This window comes from Xaviernesmea rhizosphaerae, from assembly GCF_001938945.1.
Classification (GTDB): Bacteria; Pseudomonadota; Alphaproteobacteria; order Rhizobiales; family Rhizobiaceae; genus Xaviernesmea; species Xaviernesmea rhizosphaerae.
Genome location: NZ_MKIO01000041.1, coordinates 209,077 through 226,271, shown reverse-complemented (window position 1 = coordinate 226,271; position 17,195 = coordinate 209,077). Strand labels below are relative to the sequence as shown.

17 protein-coding genes are annotated in these 17,195 nt (G+C 65.9%); 3 read left to right on the top strand and 14 right to left on the bottom strand.

The annotated features are described in order from the left end of the window. Nucleotide 1: 1 nt before the first annotated feature. Nucleotides 2-820, bottom strand: a complete 819-nt coding sequence (locus BJF92_RS21960; RefSeq protein WP_075636871.1) for a DeoR/GlpR family DNA-binding transcription regulator — start codon at nucleotides 818-820, stop codon at nucleotides 2-4. 202 nt (nucleotides 821-1,022) lie between these two features. Here BJF92_RS21960 and BJF92_RS21955 point away from each other — a divergent pair, with 202 nt between their 5' ends. Continuing rightward, nucleotides 1,023-3,119, top strand: coding sequence for a bifunctional rhamnulose-1-phosphate aldolase/short-chain dehydrogenase (locus BJF92_RS21955; protein WP_075636870.1), 2,097 nt, complete (start codon nucleotides 1,023-1,025; stop codon nucleotides 3,117-3,119). A 202-nt stretch (nucleotides 3,120-3,321) separates the two neighbouring features. Continuing rightward, entirely contained in the window at nucleotides 3,322-4,614 is a 1,293-nt protein-coding gene (gene rhaI, locus BJF92_RS21950; protein ID WP_075636869.1) for an L-rhamnose catabolism isomerase, read from the top strand. 99 nt (nucleotides 4,615-4,713) lie between these two features. Here the strand turns inward: rhaI and BJF92_RS21945 are convergent, their stop codons facing one another. The 11 genes from BJF92_RS21945 to BJF92_RS21895 all read right to left on the bottom strand — a co-directional run bounded on the left by BJF92_RS21945 (nucleotide 4,714) and on the right by BJF92_RS21895 (nucleotide 15,047). Further along, nucleotides 4,714-5,970, bottom strand: a complete 1,257-nt coding sequence (locus BJF92_RS21945; protein ID WP_075636868.1) for a Zn-dependent hydrolase — start codon at nucleotides 5,968-5,970, stop codon at nucleotides 4,714-4,716. Next, nucleotides 5,967-6,800: a BtpA/SgcQ family protein gene (locus tag BJF92_RS21940; RefSeq protein WP_075636867.1), complete on the bottom strand. Its 834-nt coding sequence runs from the start codon at nucleotides 6,798-6,800 to the stop codon at nucleotides 5,967-5,969. The genes BJF92_RS21945 and BJF92_RS21940 overlap by 4 nt, the downstream gene beginning before the upstream one ends. 45 nt (nucleotides 6,801-6,845) lie before the next feature. After that, complete coding sequence (locus tag BJF92_RS21935; RefSeq protein ID WP_075636866.1) at nucleotides 6,846-7,751, bottom strand: PfkB family carbohydrate kinase; 906 nt, start codon at nucleotides 7,749-7,751, stop codon at nucleotides 6,846-6,848. 9 nt (nucleotides 7,752-7,760) lie between these two features. Next, nucleotides 7,761-8,537 carry a glutamine amidotransferase gene (locus BJF92_RS21930; protein ID WP_075636865.1) on the bottom strand — a complete coding sequence of 259 codons (777 nt, stop codon included), beginning with the start codon at nucleotides 8,535-8,537 and terminating at the stop codon, nucleotides 7,761-7,763. Between the two features lie 27 nt (nucleotides 8,538-8,564). Then, nucleotides 8,565-9,656, bottom strand: coding sequence for a phosphotriesterase family protein (locus BJF92_RS21925; RefSeq protein ID WP_075636864.1), 1,092 nt, complete (start codon nucleotides 9,654-9,656; stop codon nucleotides 8,565-8,567). 1 nt (nucleotide 9,657) lies between these two features. Continuing rightward, the gene (locus BJF92_RS21920; protein WP_075637028.1) at nucleotides 9,658-10,626 is read right to left on the bottom strand and encodes an ABC transporter permease; all 969 of its coding nucleotides are present in this window, start codon (nucleotides 10,624-10,626) and stop codon (nucleotides 9,658-9,660) included. 38 nt (nucleotides 10,627-10,664) lie between these two features. After that, nucleotides 10,665-11,462, bottom strand: a complete 798-nt coding sequence (locus tag BJF92_RS21915) for an ATP-binding cassette domain-containing protein (RefSeq protein ID WP_075636863.1) — start codon at nucleotides 11,460-11,462, stop codon at nucleotides 10,665-10,667. Between the two features lie 72 nt (nucleotides 11,463-11,534). After that, nucleotides 11,535-12,476 carry an ABC transporter substrate-binding protein gene (locus tag BJF92_RS21910; RefSeq protein ID WP_075636862.1) on the bottom strand — a complete coding sequence of 314 codons (942 nt, stop codon included), beginning with the start codon at nucleotides 12,474-12,476 and terminating at the stop codon, nucleotides 11,535-11,537. 136 nt (nucleotides 12,477-12,612) lie between these two features. Further along, nucleotides 12,613-13,227, bottom strand: a complete 615-nt coding sequence (locus tag BJF92_RS21905) for a cupin domain-containing protein (protein WP_143524162.1) — start codon at nucleotides 13,225-13,227, stop codon at nucleotides 12,613-12,615. A gap of 208 nt (nucleotides 13,228-13,435) precedes the next feature. Continuing rightward, entirely contained in the window at nucleotides 13,436-14,392 is a 957-nt protein-coding gene (locus tag BJF92_RS21900) for a FecR family protein (protein WP_075637027.1), read from the bottom strand. 112 nt (nucleotides 14,393-14,504) lie between these two features. Further along, nucleotides 14,505-15,047: an RNA polymerase sigma factor gene (locus tag BJF92_RS21895; protein ID WP_075636860.1), complete on the bottom strand. Its 543-nt coding sequence runs from the start codon at nucleotides 15,045-15,047 to the stop codon at nucleotides 14,505-14,507. Between BJF92_RS21895 and BJF92_RS25375 the strand changes: the two genes are divergently transcribed. Further along, a complete protein-coding gene (locus BJF92_RS25375; protein ID WP_143524149.1) occupies nucleotides 15,041-15,331 on the top strand; it encodes a hypothetical protein in 291 nt (96 codons plus the stop codon). The genes BJF92_RS21895 and BJF92_RS25375 overlap by 7 nt on opposite strands. Here the strand turns inward: BJF92_RS25375 and BJF92_RS21890 are convergent. Together BJF92_RS21890 and BJF92_RS21885 are read right to left on the bottom strand one after the other, a co-directional pair. Continuing rightward, a complete protein-coding gene (locus BJF92_RS21890) occupies nucleotides 15,314-16,174 on the bottom strand; it encodes an ABC transporter ATP-binding protein (RefSeq protein WP_075636859.1) in 861 nt (286 codons plus the stop codon). The genes BJF92_RS25375 and BJF92_RS21890 overlap by 18 nt on opposite strands. Next, a complete protein-coding gene (locus BJF92_RS21885; protein WP_075636858.1) occupies nucleotides 16,161-17,153 on the bottom strand; it encodes a FecCD family ABC transporter permease in 993 nt (330 codons plus the stop codon). Before BJF92_RS21885 ends, BJF92_RS21890 begins: the two co-directional genes overlap by 14 nt. Nucleotides 17,154-17,195: the final 42 nt, after the last annotated feature.

Below are 17,195 nucleotides of genomic sequence, written 5' to 3'. Positions count from 1 at the left end.
TTCACGCCACGGAACTGTCCTCTTCATTGCCCGCAGCGCTCTGGGCCGCGGGACTTGCAACGATCAGCTTCACGCCGCGCGCTTCCACCATAGCGGCCGCGTCGTCTGGCATCTGGTCGTCGGTGATCAGCGTCGTCACCCGCTCCAGCGGGCACAGGATCAGGCTGGAGCGGCGGCGGAACTTGCTGGAATCGGCCAGCACCACCAGCTCGTCGGCCTGCTGCATCAGCTTCTGCTCGCTCTGGATGATCAGCGCATCGGCTTCCATGATGCCGAGCGGACCGATGCCCTGCGCCCCGATGAAGAAGCGCCGGGCGTAGAAATTGCGGATCGCATCATTCTCGAAAGGCGAGAGGATGAGGCTCTGCTCGCGATAGACCGCGCCGCCCGGCAGGGTGACCGCGTTCTTGGAATGCTTGATCAGATGTTCGGCGATCGCGAAGGAATTGGTCATCACCTGCATGCGGTGGCCGAGCATGTAATGCACCATCTGGAACGTGGTGGTGCCGCCATTGATGATGATGGCATCGCCCGCATCGCAGAGATCGACAGCGGCGCGCGCGATTGCGCGCTTCTTGTCGATATTGACCGATTCTGAAACTTTAAACGGACGCCCTGCAAGATTGCCGAGCTGCGGCGGATGCACGGCCTCGGCCCCGCCGCGCACGCGCCGGATCTTGCCCTGAACATGCAGGGACGCGATGTCGCGCCGGATCGTCGCCTCGGACGCCTCCGTCAGGTCGGAAATATCCTGAATGGTCACCACGGATTTCTCCTGGACCGCGCTGAGGATGATGCGATGGCGTTCGCGTTCGTGCATGGGCTTTCTCCTGACCGCAACTATTTCGGAACCATGATCGGCTGTCAATCAGTTTCGATCATAAAATTTCATGATGCGCTGCAACATTATCGAATTTGATCGAAACCGATTGACAAGTTGACGAGGCCCGGTTCATATCACGTCAACGTCGCTATCCCCCAGGGGCGCGACCGTCAAAGACGTCATAGATTGGGAGGATGACATGACGGCAGAAGTCCGGCTTCTCGAGAATTGCTGGGACGATGCTTATGCCGCGACGCTCGACGAGCCCGGCAAGCTTCTCTACCGCTCCAACCTGCTCGGTGCCGACAAGCGCATCACCAATTATGGCGGAGGCAACACCTCGGCCAAGGTGGCCGAGACCGATCCGCTGAGCGGCCAGACAGTCGAAGTGCTCTGGGTCAAGGGATCGGGCGGCGATGTCGGCACGATCAAGCTCGACGGCTTCGCCACGCTCTATATGGACAAGCTGCAGGCGCTCAAGGGTCTTTATCGCGGGGTCGAGGACGAGGACCGCATGGTCGGCTTCCTGCCGCATTGCACCTTCAACCTCAATGCCCGCGCCGCCTCGATCGATACGCCGCTCCACGGCTTCGTGCCCTTCCGCCATGTCGATCACATGCATCCCGACGCGATCATCGCCATTGCCGCCTCGAAGAACTCGAAGGAGCTGACGCGCGAGATCTTCGGCGAGGAGATCGGCTGGCTGCCCTGGCGCCGCCCCGGCTTCCAGCTCGGCCTGGATCTCGAAGCCTTTGTCCGTGCCCATCCGCAGGCCAAGGGCGTGGTGCTGGAAAGCCACGGCCTGTTCACCTGGGCCGACGATGCGAAGGATTGCTACGCGCTGACGCTCGAGATCATCAACAAGGCGATCGCCTGGTTTGCCGCAAAGACCGAGGGCAAGACGATCTTCGGCGGCGCGGTGGCCACGAGCCTCGACGCGGAGACGCGCCGGGCCATGGCCGCCCGGCTGATGCCGGAAATCCGCGGCCGCATCGGCCGGCAGGAGCGCAAGCTCGGCCATTTTGACGACCAGCCGGCCGTGCTGGAATTCGTCAATTCGCGCGACCTGCAGCCGCTCGGCGCGCTCGGCACCTCCTGCCCCGATCATTTCCTGCGCACCAAGATCCGCCCGCTGATCCTCGATTTTAATCCGGCCAACGGTGATCTCGATGCGATCGTCGCCGGTCTCGATGCGGCGCTCGAGGCCTATCGCGCCGACTATGCTCGCTATTACGAGGCCTGCCGCCACGACAATTCGCCCGCCATGCGCGACCCCAATCCGGTGATCTTCCTGATGCCCGGCGTCGGCATGTTCTCCTTTGCCAAGGACAAGGCGACGGCCCGCATCGCCGGCGAATTCTACGTCAACGCCATCAATGTGATGCGCGGCGCCTCCACCGTCTCGCAGTATCAGGGCCTGCCGGAGCAGGAGGCCTTCGACATCGAATACTGGCTGCTCGAAGAAGCCAAGCTGCAGCGCATGCCCAAGCCGAAATCGCTGGCGGGCCGGGTGGCCTTCATCACCGGCGGCGCCGGCGGCATCGGCCGGGCCACGGCGGCGCGGCTGGCGGCCGAGGGCGCCTGCGTGGTGCTGGCCGATATCGATACGCAAGCGCTCGACGAGACCCACAAGGCCTTCGCCGCGCGCCATTCGGCCGATGCCGTGCGCAGCGTGACCCTTGACGTGACGCGCGAGGAAGCCGTGACCGACGCCTTCGCCCGCGCCTGCGTCGAATTCGGTGGTGTCGATATTCTCGTCTCCAATGCCGGCATCGCCTCCTCCGCCCCTGTGGAGGACACCTCGCTCGCCATGTGGCAGAAGAACATCGACATCCTGGCGACCGGCTATTTCCTGGTCTCGCGCGAAGCCTTCCGCCTGTTCCGCCGTCAGGCGCTGGGCGGCAATGTCGTCTTCGTCGCTTCCAAGAACGGTCTTGCTTCCTCGCCGAACGCCTCTGCCTATTGCACCGCCAAGGCCGCTGAAATCCACCTCGCCCGCTGCCTGGCGCTGGAAGGGGCGGAAGCCGGCATCCGCGTCAATACGGTCAATCCCGACGCGGTCCTGCGCGGCTCGAAGATCTGGAGCGGCGAATGGCGCGAACAGCGCGCGGCCTCATCGAAGATCGAGGTGACGGATCTGGAGGAGCATTACCGCAAGCGCTCGATGCTGAAGCTCAACGTGCTGCCGGAAGACATCGCCGAAGCCATCTATTTCCTGGCCAGCGACGCCTCGGCAAAATCCACCGGCAACATCCTGAATGTCGACGCCGGCAACGCGCAGAGCTTCACGCGCTAGGCCAATTGCGCCTTTGCAACTCTGTGAGGCTCGATGGCGACCGCCCAGCCATCGAAGCAGCAGGTCACATTTGTGCGCAAGCCGGCGGACTGGAGAAGCGGCCTTCGCATCCGTCTGACATGGGCGGAGGACTGCTGGCCGACGGTCAAGGACACCATGCTGGCCTGGGAGGGCCAGCCAAGAGACATGCGGGAGGATCGACATGACCAGTACACGCATCGGCGCGGATATCATTGCCGCCGACCATGAGCGCCGCGGCGCCGCGCTCAAGACGGATTATCAGGCGCTCGGCGAGAAGCTCGCCCGTTCCGGGATCGATATCGAGAGCGTCACGGCAAAGGTTGCGGCGTTTTTCGTGGCCGTTCCCTCCTGGGGTGTGGGCACTGGCGGCACGCGCTTTGCCCGGTTTCCAGGAGAAGGCGAGCCGCGCGGGATCTTCGACAAGCTCGACGATTGCGCGGTCATTCAGGAGCTGACGCGGGCGACACCTGCCGTCTCGCTGCATATCCCCTGGGACAAGGCCGATCCGAAGCTCCTCATCGAAAAGGCCGAGAGCCTCGGCCTGACCTTCGACGCCATGAACTCCAACACCTTCTCGGATGCGGCGGACCAGGCGCATTCCTACAAGTTCGGCTCGCTCAGCCATACCCAGGCCGCCGTGCGCGCCCAGGCGGTGGAACACAATCTCGAATGCATCGCGCTCGGCAAGGCGATCGGCTCGAAGGCGCTGACGGTCTGGATCGGCGATGGCTCCAACTTTCCCGGCCAGAGCCATTTCACCAGGAGTTTCGAGCGCTATCTCGCCGCCATGGCCGAGATCTACAAGGCGCTGCCGGAGGACTGGCGGCTGTTCTCCGAACACAAGATGTATGAGCCGGCCTTCTATTCGACCGTCGTTCAGGATTGGGGCACCAACTATCTGATCGCCAACACGCTGGGCGAAAAGGCCTTCTGCCTCGTCGACCTCGGCCATCACGCGCCCAACACCAATATCGAGATGATCGTTGCCCGGCTGATCCAGTTCGGCAAGCTCGGCGGCTTCCACTTCAACGATTCCAAATATGGCGATGACGATCTCGATGCCGGCGCCATCGAGCCCTACCGTCTGTTCCTGGTCTTCAACGAGCTGGTCGATGCCGAGCATCGCGGTGTCGAGGCCTTCCATCCCGCCCATATGATCGACCAGTCGCACAATGTCACCGACCCGATCGAAAGCCTGATGGCAAGTGCCAACGAGATCCGCCGGGCCTATGCCCAGGCGCTTCTGGTCGACCGCGCCGCGCTTTCCGGCTTTCAGGAGGAGAATGACGCGCTGATGGCCTCGGAAACGTTGAAGCGCGCCTATCGCACCGATGTCGAGCCGATCCTGGCCGAAGCGCGCCGCCGCGCCGGCGGCGCCATCGACCCGCTCGCCAGCTATCGCGCCTCCGGCTACCGCGCCCGCATGGCGGCCGAGCGGCCAAAGGTGCAGGGCGGCGGTGGCGGCATCGTCTGAGGCCGCTTCGCCGACCACGGCTCCGGGGGGGACGGGCGCCTCGCCTGCGCATTGTCCTTCAGGGACGGAGCCCCGGCCGCATGCAGGTGAGGCCGGGTGTTACAGAGCTTCCCGGCGATTGGCGAGATCGAGCGCGAGTTCCAGAAGCGTCTCCGCGCCATGAAGGATATGGTCGTCCGCGACGAATTCCGCTTCGTTGTGGCTGACGCCGTCGCGGCAGGGAACGAAGATCATCGCGCTTGGCGCGACGCGGTTGACAAAGAGCGCGTCGTGAAAGGCACCTGAGGTCATAGGCCTGGAGGCGATGCCGAGCCTGCGGCAGGCCGCCTCGGTGGCCGCGGCGAGCGCCGGCGCGAAGCGGGCGGGCGGCATGTCGAGGCGACGCTCGATCGCCAGCGTGCAGCCCGCTTGCGCTCCGGCGCGCGCGCAGGTGTCGCCAAGCCGCTGCTCGATCTCGGTGAGCGCCGCGCCGTCGGGGTGGCGGAGATCGACGGTGAAGGAGACCTGGCGCGGGATGACGTTGATCGAGCCGGGCTCAAGGGAAAAGCGCCCCACGGTCAGGCGCGCCTGCGGATCGCAGGGCATGATCTCGGCCTGAAGCTCGGCAATGGCCCGGGCGGCGGCGGCCATCGCGTCCTTGCGGAATTCGCGCGGCGTGGTGCCGGCATGGGCGGCCTCGCCGGTGAAGGTAACCTCGATCCAGCGCGTGCCTTGGACACCCGTCACGACACCGATCGGCACTTCGGCGCGCTCCAGAACCGGCCCCTGCTCGATATGCAGCTCCACGAAGGCGAAGATCTCGGCGCGCTGCTGCCGCATCCGCGCCTCCGGCAGCGCGGCCAGCGTCGCGGCAAGCTCGTCCTCGAACCGTGCCCCATCCGTTGCCGTCGCGCCCTGCCAGTCGCCCACCGCCTGCACCCCGGCAAAGGCCATGGAGCCCATGCAGCCCGGCGTGAAGCGGCTGCCCTCCTCATTGGTGAAGCTGACCACTTCGATGGCGCGGGCCGTTGGAATTTCGGCGTCCGCCAGCGCCTCCAGCACCTCGAAAGCACTGAGCGTGCCGAGCGCGCCATCGAAACGCCCGCCGGTCGGCTGGCTGTCCAGATGGCTGCCGATCATCAGCGCCGGCAGCGCATGGTCCGTGCCGTCGCGGCGGATGAAGAGGTTGGCGGCATTGTCCTGATGGACGGAAAATCCCCGCGCCAGCGCCCGCTCGGCCAGAAGGCGCCGGGCGGCCCGATCTTCCGGGCTCAGTGCCTGACGGTTGACGCCGCCTGATGGCGTTGCGCCGATGGCGGCGAAATCGGCGAGCGCCTGGATGAGACGCCCGCCATTCACCCTTGCCTGAATGCTCATCGATCGAGGCCTGCGATGAAGCGGATGACGCGGTCCGGATCCACGGCATTCCACCAGACGCCGTCATATTTCAGCGCGCTGGCGATGATCACGCCATCGGCGACGGAGAGGATGTCGTTGGCATTGTCATGGGTCACGCCGCTGCCGACCAGGGTGGGCAGCGCGGCGGCCTGTTTGATCATGTCGATATAGGAGAGGTCGGCGGCGTGCCCGGTGCGCTGGCCGGTCGCGATGATGACATCGGCATCGAAGAAGACCAGATCCTTGACCTGCTCCTCCACCGGCCGGTCGCCGACGATCGCATGCGCGCCATGCTTGACATGGGCATCGGCGAAAATGCGGATGCCGCGCGCGCGCAGCTGGGCGCGGTAGCGCATGGCGCGGGCGGCTTCGCCCTCCACGATGCCCTCGTTCGCCACATAGGCATTGGCCCATTGGTTGACGCGGATGAAGGCGGCCGAGGAGGCCGAGGCGATGGCCAGCGCGGGAATGGCGGCGTTGGCCAGCACATTGATGCCGATCGGACGTCCGAGCTCGCGGCGGATGCGGTCGGCAACGACGGCCATATGGGCCGAGGTTTCGTGGCCGATGTCGTCGGGCTTGGAGAAGGGCACGTCGCCATGGTTCTCGACGATGACGGCATCGCAGCCGCCGGCGAGATAGGCGCGCGCATCCGAAAGCCCGCGTTCATAAATCGCCTCGACGCCTTTGTCGTCATAGCGCGGGGCGCCGGGAAGGGGCATCAGGTGCACGACGCCGATGATGGGCTTGTCCCGGCCGAAGAGGGTTTTCAGCACCGTCTGGTCCTGGCGTCCGATGGGTTTGCTCATAGTGGGCTTGCTCACATTGGGTTGTGCGGGGGGTTGCGCGGGCGATCACGCAATGTCCGTTTTCAGGGAAGGGACGAGGGCGAAAAGCTCCGCCCGTGTCGGAAAGGCCGCCATGGTTCCGGGGCGGCCGACGCAAAGCGCGGCGGCTGCGCTCGCCACCTCAGCGGCTTTCGCCAGCGGCATGCCGCGATGGAGAAGCCCGGTGAGCGTTCCGGCAAAGCAATCGCCGGCGCCGCTCGTGTCGATCACCTCGGCCTGGCGGGCCGGAATGTGCAGGTTGGAAGATCCGTCCTGCACGAGGGCGCCTTCGCCGCCGAGCGTGATCACCACCGCCTCCGCCCCAAGCGCGCGCAGCCTCCGGGCGGCGAGCTGCGGGTCGGCCTCGCCCGTCAGTCTCTCGGCCTCCGGGCGATTGGCGATCAGAAGCGAGACCATGGCAAGATCCCGCACGTCCTCCGGCAGGGGGCTGGGATTGAGCACTGTGAAGAGCCCGCTTGCGCGCGCCTGTCGCAGACAGGCGACGGTTGCGGCAATCGGGAGATTGCCCTGCATCAGCAGCACATCGCCCGACCGCCATGCGGCGGCCAGCGCGCCCTCGGCCGTGGGATCGAAGGCCTCGGCACAGGCCGCCGCCGTGACGATCAGGTTTTCGCCCCTGCCATCCACCAGCACCACGGACCGGTCGCTCGGCAGGTCGAGGCGCGACAGGCGCAGCGTTGTGATCTCGGCGGCCAGCCGCTCGCCCATCCAGAGGCCGACTGGGTCGTTGCCGACGGGCGCCCAGAGCGTCACGGCCGCGCCGGTGCGTGCAGCCGCCACCGCCTGATTGGCGCCCTTGCCGCCGAGCCCTTCGCCGGCGCTCTGCGCGTTCAGCGTCTCCCCCGCGCGCGGAAGCCGCTTGAGGCGAAAGCTCATATCGACGCAGACATTGCCGACGACGTGTATGGCCATGGGAAAGGCTCAGTCCGTCGCCAAACCGGTCGCCCAGGCGAGCATCTGCTCGAACAGGGTCTTGTAGTCCGGCCAGGCGATGAATTCCGGCGGCAGCCAGTGCGGCCCGACATCGGAGGTCCAGACGAGCGAGCGTCCCTCGCCATAGGTGCCGGTGACGAGCAGCGGCAGGGAGCCATATTCGGAAGACACCGTCATCAGCTGCTCGGCGCCGTCCTTCAGCGTCACCTCGTTGAAGCCGAGCAGATAGGGGAGCTCCCCCGTGATGCCCTTGAGGATCGGATGGCTGGCATCGCCTGACACGACCGGCGTGAAGCCCTCGGGAACCTCGACGCGGTCGTCGAAGGCAAGGCAGGAAACCGGCAGAACCTCTTCCACCGCCGTGTTGCGGAAGCGGGCGCCGCCATTGATGCCCTGGAAGGAGTAGTAACCGCCGAACATCAGCAGCGCGCCGCCCTTGGCGACGTAGTCCCTGATAAGCTTCAGCCGGTTCGGCGTGCGCCTGGAATGAATCCAGGTGTCGGGATGGAGCAGCAGCGTGTTGGCGCCGATGTCGGAAAGCACGATCGCATCATAGGCCTCAAGCCCTCCGAGCGTCGTCGGAAAATCGCGCTGCGCCTCATGGGCCGGCATGAAGGTCACGTCGAAGGGGCTGTCCTTCAGCGCCTTCAGGAGCTCGTCGGCTCCGGTGTGATAGGTGACGGTCGGAAACTGGTCGAAGCCCTTGATATGGGTCGCCGTGGACACCCAGGATTCGCCTGCGAGCAATATTTTCTTCTTGGTCATGGAAACTCCGTGAAAGACATCAGGCGCCTAGCGCCCGGAGGAAAAGACGGTTTTCGGATTTTCGACCAGCATGCGGTCGATGGTCGCCTGGTCGACGCCGTGGCGTTTCAGGCGCGGCAGGAAGTGCTTGAGGATGTAGCCGTAGCCGAAGCCGCCATAGCGGGTCAGCATGATCTTCAGGAACACGTCCTGCGACAGCAGCAGCCGGTCGGCAAAGCCCCGGTCGGCCAGCGTGGCGATGGCGCGGGCATTCTGCTCGTCGGAGGGCGACTGGGCGTCCTGATCGGCATAGTAATAGTCCATGCCGATCATGTCGTATTCCAGGAAGGCGCCGCGCCGGGCGAGCGCCATCTGGTAATCGAGATCGTCATGACTCGGATTCATGTGGCAGAGCACGGTGTGGCGCAGATCCGCCCCTTCCTCCTCGATCACATCGAGCACGCGATGGGCCAGCCGCTCCCAGCCCGGCAGATGGATTGATAGCGGCAGGCCGGTGATGCGCGAGGCGCGCGCCGAGGCCCGGAGCGACTTTTCCTCTTCTGCGGTGAAATTGCGGCTGACGCCGACCTCGCCGATGATGCCGGCCATGATCTCCGGCTGGGTCTCCCCGCCGCCGACATCCTGCACGATGAAGTCCGTGACCGCCTCCACATCCATGGCCTTCAGCCAGTCGGGATGGGTGTGCTCGAGATAGAAGCCGGTGCCCATGACGATCCTGAGTCCCGACATGCGGGCGATGCGCGCCAGCCCCTCCGCATCGCGGCCGATGCCGAAATTGGTCGTTTCCACCACCGTGCAGCCGCCGAGCGCCTGGAACCGCTTCAACTCGCTGAGCGCGAGATCGCCATCGTCCAGCGAGACGTTGTCGCGGTTCATGTAGGGGTTCATCCGGAGTTCGCCGATGATTTCCATGGAGACCTTCTGCTCGGCGATCGCCTTCTCGTCCGGGTGGCAGGGGCAGATCCAGCTGCGCGCGCCATCGAGGAAGATGTGCTCATGCATCAGCGTGATGCCGAGATCGTCGACCGGCACCGGTCCGGTCACCGTCATCGCGCATCCCGTCGCCACGCCGATGGGGTGGCGCTCCCGCGGCCCCTCGGCAAACAGATGATCCAGCATCTCAGCGCCTCCTGGCCCCGCCCTTGAACAGGCGGAAGTTGAGCCAGATGGCCACGAGGATGATGAAGCCGGTGACGATCGGCGTGAAGAAGGGCGAGAGGTGCGACAGGATCAGGCCATTGGCCAGAACCGCGACGGTAAGGGCGCCCAGAATGGTGCCGACGAGCGAGCCGCGCCCGCCGAACAGGCTGGTGCCGCCGAGCACCACGGCCGCGATCACGTCCAGCTCGAAGCCCTGGCCGGCATTGGAGGAGCCGGAGCCGAGACGGGCGGCAAGGATGATGCCGGCGCTAGCAGCGGCCATGCCCGAGAGCACATAGACCCAGAGCACGACGCGGCGGGTATCGACGCCGGCGCGGCGCGTGGCCTCGTTGTTGGCGCCCACGCCCGTGACGTAGCGGCCGAACGGCGTCTCGTTGAAGGCGAGATAGGCGACCGCAAGCACGATAATCGCGATCAGGGCAGGGGCGGGAATGCCGAAGACCCAGGCGCGGCCGATCGCCACGAAGGGGCTCGTCGGCTCGATCGGGATCGAATAGCCGCCGGTGATCAGCAGGGCGACACCGCGAATGATCGACAGCCCCGCCAGCGTGACGATGAAGGCGGGAATGCGCTCATAGGCGATGAAATAGCCCTGGATGATGCCGACGACGGCGCCGAGCGCCAGCATGAGGAGGATCGTGACGGGCCAGGGAATGCCGGCCTGGAGGGCTGCGGCCGACAGCGTCGCCGTCAGCGCCAGCACGGAGCCGACCGACAGATCGATGCCGCCCGTGGTGATGACGAAGGTCATGGCCGCAGCCACGATCAGAAGCGGCGCGGACTGGCGCACGATATTCAGCAGGTTCGGCGCCGTCAGGAAGGCGCCCGTCGTCAGCGAGAAGAACAGGCAGCAGACGATGAAGAACAGCGCGATCGACATCACGCCGCCATGGGCGATGATCTTGTCGAGGAGGGTCGCCTCGCGCATCCGCGGTGCATGGCCGGCATAGGCATTGGGTTCGGCGCTCATGCGGAAACGCTCCTTTCAGTGGCGTGGCCTGCGGAGCGGGCGGCGAATTTGCGCCCGACGATCAGGTTGACGACCTCTTCGATATTGGTCTCCGCGATCCGCCGCTCGGCGACATTGCGGCCCTCATACATGACCTGGATGCGGTCGCAGACCAGGAAGAGATCCTGCAGGCGGTGCGTGATGAGAATGACCGAGACGCCGCGCCGCGACACGGTGCGGATCAGCTCCAGCACGGCTTCCACTTCCGCCACGGCCAGCGCGGCGGTCGGCTCGTCCATGATCAGAACAGAAGGATTGAAGGAGGCGGCCCGGCCGATGGCGATCGACTGGCGCTGGCCGCCCGAGAGGTTCTCGACCTTCATCCGCGTATCGGGAATGACGATGCCGAGATTGGAGAGCATGTCGCGCGCGCGCTCATGCATCAGCGTCTTGTCGAGAAAGGGAACGCCGGCGATGCGCCGCTTCGGCTCGCGGCCGAGGAAGAGATTGCCGGCAACGTCGATCGTGTCGCAGAGCGCGAGGTCCTGATAGACCATCTCGATGCGCGCGGCGCGGGCGTCGGCCGGCGAGGCGAAGGACACGGCCTTGCCATCGATTTCGATGGTGCCGCTGTCGGGAATGACGGCGCCAGACAGAACCTTGCTGATGGTGGATTTGCCCGCGCCATTGTCGCCCACCAGTCCGAGAACCTCTCCGGGCTTCAGGTCGAGCGATGCGTTGTCGAGCGATTTGAGCGCGCCATAGCGCTTGGAAATGCCGGCCATGCGGACGCGGCTGACGGAGGTGTCGGTCATGTTCGATGCCCTTGCTGTGAATGCGTCTCTCCGGCCTCCTTGCGAAGGCCGGAGAGACGGCGGCAGTCCGGCTTACTTGAACATGGCCTTGTACTGATCGACATTCGCCTTGGTGACGATGGTGACGGGAACGTTGATGATCTTGTCGATTGTCTCGCCCTTCTTCACCTTCATGAGCGCCTCGACCGCGGCCTTGCCTTCGCCGGCCGGATCCTGCTGGATCACGGCGGTGACGAAGCCCTGGTCAATGCCGTCGATGGCGGACTTGGTCAGATCCCAGCCGAAGACCTTGATGGAGTCGGTCCGGCCCTGGCTGGGGACGGCGGAGACGGCGCCGAGCAGAGCGGGCTCGCCCGTGGCATAGAGCGCGTTCATGTCGGGATTGGCGGTCATCAGGTTTTCGGCGGCCGAAAGCGCCACGTCCTGCACGTTCTGGCCATCGACCGTGTCAAGGAAGGTGACCTTCTGGCCGCCGGCCGACACGGCGGCCTTGAAGCCGTCGAGACGCTGGTTCTGGATGAAGGAATTCAGCGCGCCGACGACGCCGACCTTGGCCGCGCCGCCCATATCGCTCTTGACGTAATCGGAGAAGAACGTGCCGATGTCCTTGCCAGCCGCCGTGTTGTCGACGCCGACAAAGGCGATGTTGTCGCCATCGGGGATCTGCGCGTCAATGGCGATGACAGGGATGCCGGCCTTCTTGGCCGCGGTGATCGCCGGCTTCACGCCGTTGACGTCGATGGCGACGAGAATGATGCCGTCGACCTTCTGCGTGATGTAGGTCTCGATCGCGTCGTTCTGCGCAGAGGGAACGTTGTTGGCGTTGAAGATCACGAGATCCGCGCCGGCCGCCTTTGCCGCCGCCTTGGCGCCGTCATTGATCTGGTTGAAGAACAGCGCCTGCTGATTGATCGTCACCAGCGCGAAGGTTTCGGCGAAGGCATGCGAGACGCCCATGGAAAGCGTCATGGCGAGAGCTGCGGCGCAGCCGAAAAGTGAGCGAGTCCGACCCATTTTTTGGTTCCCCTTGTAAGACGCCTTTTGCGGCGCCGATCTGACGGGGATTAATATTCAAGTAACTTGAATTCTTGTCAAGCGCCTTGAATGGCGCTGCGAAGAGGGAGGCCGGGCAGCCTTTCTGGGCGCCTGGTCAGAACGTCGGCGGCGTGTTGACCCAGAAGATCGAGGCCCGCTCGCTGCCGACATTGCGGTACCAGTGCGGCAGCTCGGAATTGAAGACGAAGCTGTCGCCGCTGGCCAGCCGGAAGGTCTTGTCGCCGATCATAAGCTCGATCTCGCCGGACAGGACATAACCGACCTCCTCGCCCACATGCTGGATCGGCCCCGCGCCCTCTCCACCCACATCGATGTGGTGAATGTTGCACTGGAGCAGATGGCCGGGCGAATAGGGAATGATGCGTTCGAGCGAGATGCCCTCGCCACGGCGCAGGGGATCGAGCGAGATCAGCGGGCGCTGGCCGGCACGAAAGATCACGCCCTCATCCGTGTCGGTCTCCTCGAACATCCAGCCGATGTTGGAATCGAGCGCCCTGACCAGCCGGTGCAGCATCGGCAGGGAGGGGGAAGCCTTGCCGTTCTCGATCTTGGACAAGAGGCTTTCCGAACAGTCGGCCGCCTGCGCCAGCGCCTTCAGCGTCAGCCCGCGCGTCTGCCGGGCCAGCCGGAGCCGTGCGCCGAGCCGCTGCGGATTGGAATGAATTGCGTCCTCGCGCAGGCTGTCTGGCGCAAGAGTGGGATTGACCATGTTCATGTTTGCTGCATCGCACCTATCGATCCCAACACTATAGGAGCTTGCCAGCAAGCCTGTCCAGCGCTGCACAAGTGCGCGTGGCATGCGTGAGGGCCAGCACGCCTTTTTGATGCGGCGCGTGTCCATGCGCGCCAAAGCCCGGGCAGACGGCGCGCAACGTCTCGCCGAGCGGGTCTTTCTCCGCGGCCCCATTTATCCGTGCTCAGGACCGGATGACGATCAGGGGACCGAGCCGGGTGAAGCGGATGCCGAGCGCCTGCTTCAGAAAGGCGAGCGCGGCGTCGGTATCGGCCACCGCGATCGTGCCGCTGACACGGCGTTCAGCGAGCGCCGAGCCGGCGATGACGATGCGGCCGGCGCGATGGCGGTTCATTTCCTCGACCACGAAGGAGAGCGGCACGTTGTCGAGGGCGATCTGCCCACGGCGCCAGGCCAGCGCGACCAGCGGGTCGACCGGCGTCACCTCGGCCTTGCCGGTCTCTTCCGCGATGCGCGCCTGTTCGCCCTGCGTGACCCGCTGCGGCGCACCCTGGCCGTCGGCCCGCTCGATGATCACGGCATTCTCGGTCACGGCGACGTCGGTTTCGGCCTGCCCGTATCGCACGTCGAAGGCGGTGCCGAGCGCGGTCACGCGCGTCGGCCCGGCCTCCACGGAAAAGGGGCGGCCGGCATCATGCGCCACCTGGAAGAAGGCCTGACCGCGCAGCAGGCGCACCCCGCGCCGCGTTTCGCTGAAATCGAGCGCCAGCGCCGAGGAGGCGTTCAGCTGGACGACCGAGCCATCCTCGAGCGTGACGACGGGCATTTCGCCGGTTCCCGAGATGAGATCGGCCTGCAGCCGCATGGGGCCATCGAGCGCGACGAAACCCGCGCCGGCGCCGGCCAGAAGCAGCAGCGACAGGAGGACTGGCCCGGTGCGAGTGCGCGCGTTGAGCGGGGCCGTGCTGAGGTCGGGGTCGGATTCGATCGCGCGCCGGGCATCGCCCATCAGCCGCTCCGCCGCCTCGTAGGTGCGACAGTTTTCCGGATCGGCGGCGAGCCATGCCTCGAACCGCCGCTTCTGCGCCTCTGTCCGTCGAGCGTCGCCATTGCGCAGGATCCAGTCGGCGGCCTCGCGGTTGCGTTTGCGCTGCGCATCCGTCGCATCCTTGCCTGGCATGGGCGTCTCCAGCTCGTATCGTCCATGATGCAGACGTTTGACCACGCCACCTAAGGACTCTGCCGATCTAGATCCTTTTGTTTGTTAGGTGAAGCGGGCAGGGATCACGCTCTCACAGAAGCCGATCGAGGCAATGGGCGAATGCCCGGCGCAGGTGCCGATCGACCATATTGCGGGAAATGCCGAGTTTCAGGGCGATCTCATCAGGCGAGAGATGATGCAGACGGTGCAGGATGAAGACGGCGCGCCGGCGCTGCGGCAGCTCGGCGATCGCATCCCGCAGAATGGCGATGCGGGCCTCCACCTCCAGGGCGTGGTCCGGCGCCGGGCCGGGATTGGCGACGGCCAGCGCCTCCTGTTCGTCGCCGGAGAACAGCCGCGCCTCCATCGTCTCCCGTCGCAGATGGTCGATGCCGAGATTCATCGCCGCCCGGCAGAGAAAGGCCTTGAGCGAGCGCTTGTCGCGCAGCGTCTCCGGCCGCGCCGCCAGCTTCACATAGAGATCGTGGACAATGTCCGACGCCATCGCCAGGCCGAGGCCACGGCGGCGGACGGCCCGGGTGATATCGGCATAATAAAGCTCGATGGCCCGGTTCAAGAGATCGAGGCCGTCAGGGCTGTCCCCGGGGATGGGAGAGGCGGAGGAGCGTGACATCGGCACGTGTTTCCCAAGCGAAGAAAGAGAGGACAGGGCCGCGCCCGTCCGTCGATCAGCAAGGGCTAGCTGCTCTTAAAAAATCTTTCAACCGCAACAGGTTAGCGCAGGCGAACGCTCCGGAAGCGCGCTGCCGACAAAACATGATTAAAACAATCATGTTTATGCCTGTTTTTGTTGCCGGATTCTTCTTCGCGCGGATCCGCCAATGGCCCGGCGGCGCCCTTGCACGCTGTTGGGGAAACTTGCGGCCTGTTGCATTTTCATCACGTCTCTCGCTGTGACGGCCGCCTGTCCCGCTCCGACTCATGGGCGAGCGGTATGCACAGAGGTGTGCCCGCCACGGGGTCTTCGATGATCATGCTGCGCACCTGAAACACCTCCTCGATGGCGCGGGCGGAGATGACCTGCGCCGGCGGTCCCGAGGCGACGCGCCGGCCGGCCTTCAGCAGCACGATGTGATCGGCATAGCGCGCCGCCTGGTTGATGTCATGCAGCACCGCGACCACCGTCTTGCCATGGTCGCGCACGAGCGTGCGAATGAGGTTCATCAGCTCGATCTGGTGTTCGAGGTCGAGATAGGTCGTGGGTTCGTCGAGCAGGATCACCTCGCTGCGCTGGGCGAGCGTCATGGCGATCCAGGCGCGCTGGCGCTGGCCGCCGGAGAGGCTGTCGAGCGCGCGGTCGGCCAGATGGCCGGTGCCGGTCAGTCGCAGCGCCTCGTCGCAGGCCGCCTGGTCCTGCGCCGACCAGCCGGACAGAAGCCCGCGATGCGGATAGCGGCCCTGGGCGACGAGATCGCCGACCGTCAGCCCTTCCGGCGCGACCGGGCCCTGCAGCAGCACGCCGATCTGGCGCGCCAGGGCCCGGGTGGAGAGCGTGGCGATGCCGCGCCCGTCGAGCAGAACCGTGCCGCCCGCGGGGCGCATCAGCCCGGCAAGGCTGCGCAGGATGGTCGACTTCCCGCTGCCATTGGGGCCGATCAGCGCGGTGAAGCGTCGTGCCGGGAGCGCGATGTCGAGGCCTTCGACCACGCTGTGCGGCCCATAGGCCAGACGCAGATTCACGCCGGCGAGCTTGGTCGCCCCGCTCTGCCGGTCGTTCAGGTTCCGCTCATCCTCTGCCATGCCGGCGCCCCCACAGGAGATAGATGAAGAAGGGCGCTCCAAGGAGGCCGGTGACGATGCCTGCCGGCACCTGCGCCGGGGCGATGACGAGGCGGCCCAGAAGATCGGCGGCGGTGACGAGGCAGGCGCCGACAAGCGCCGCCACCGGCAGGATGCGGAGATGCACGGGCCCAGCCAGCCGCCGCGCGATATGCGGCGCGAGAAGACCGACGAAGCCGATGAGCCCCGACACCGCCACGGCCGCACCCGAGATCACCGTGCACAGCAGGATCATCAGTGCGCGCACGCGCTCCACCGGCTGGCCAAGGCTCTTGGCCGTGCCGTCGCCGAAGGCGATCAGATCGAGTTCGCGCGCAAGGGCAAGCGTCAGCGCGGCGGGCAGGATCAACCAGGAGAGGAGCCGCTCCACCTTGAGCAGGCTCGCATCATAGACGCTGCCCGCCAGCCAGATCATCGCCCGCTGAACCGCCGCGAGATCGCCCGTGGCGGCCAGCAGGCTGGTGACCGCGCCGGTCAGCGCGCTCAGCCCCACGCCGATCAGCACGATGCGCAGCGAGGCGGTTCCGCCGCGCCAGGAGAGGAGATAGACGGCGGCGGCCAGCGCGAGCGCGCCAAAGAAGCCCGAGGCCTGCAGCAGGAAGACCGGCGGATCACGCAGGACGACGATGACGACCATGGCCCCGACCGCCGCGCCGCCATTGATGCCGAGCACGCCCGGCTCGGCCAGCGGATTGCGCATAATGGCGATCGAGATCGTGCCGGCGATCGCCAGCGCCATGCCGACGAGCGCGCCAAGAAGCACCCGCGGCAGGCGCAGATCGACCACGATCATCCGCGCGTCGGGACTGACATCCGATCCGCCCCCGAGCATGGCGGCAAGCGCGCGCCAGGAGACCGGCACATCGCCGAGCGCCAGACTGGCCGCGAAAAGGGCGGCGAGCAGCAGCGCGAGGGTGAGGCACAGGATCGAAAAGCGCAAACGATCCGCTGCGCCCGATCCCGGCCGTGGCCGCGGCTTTTT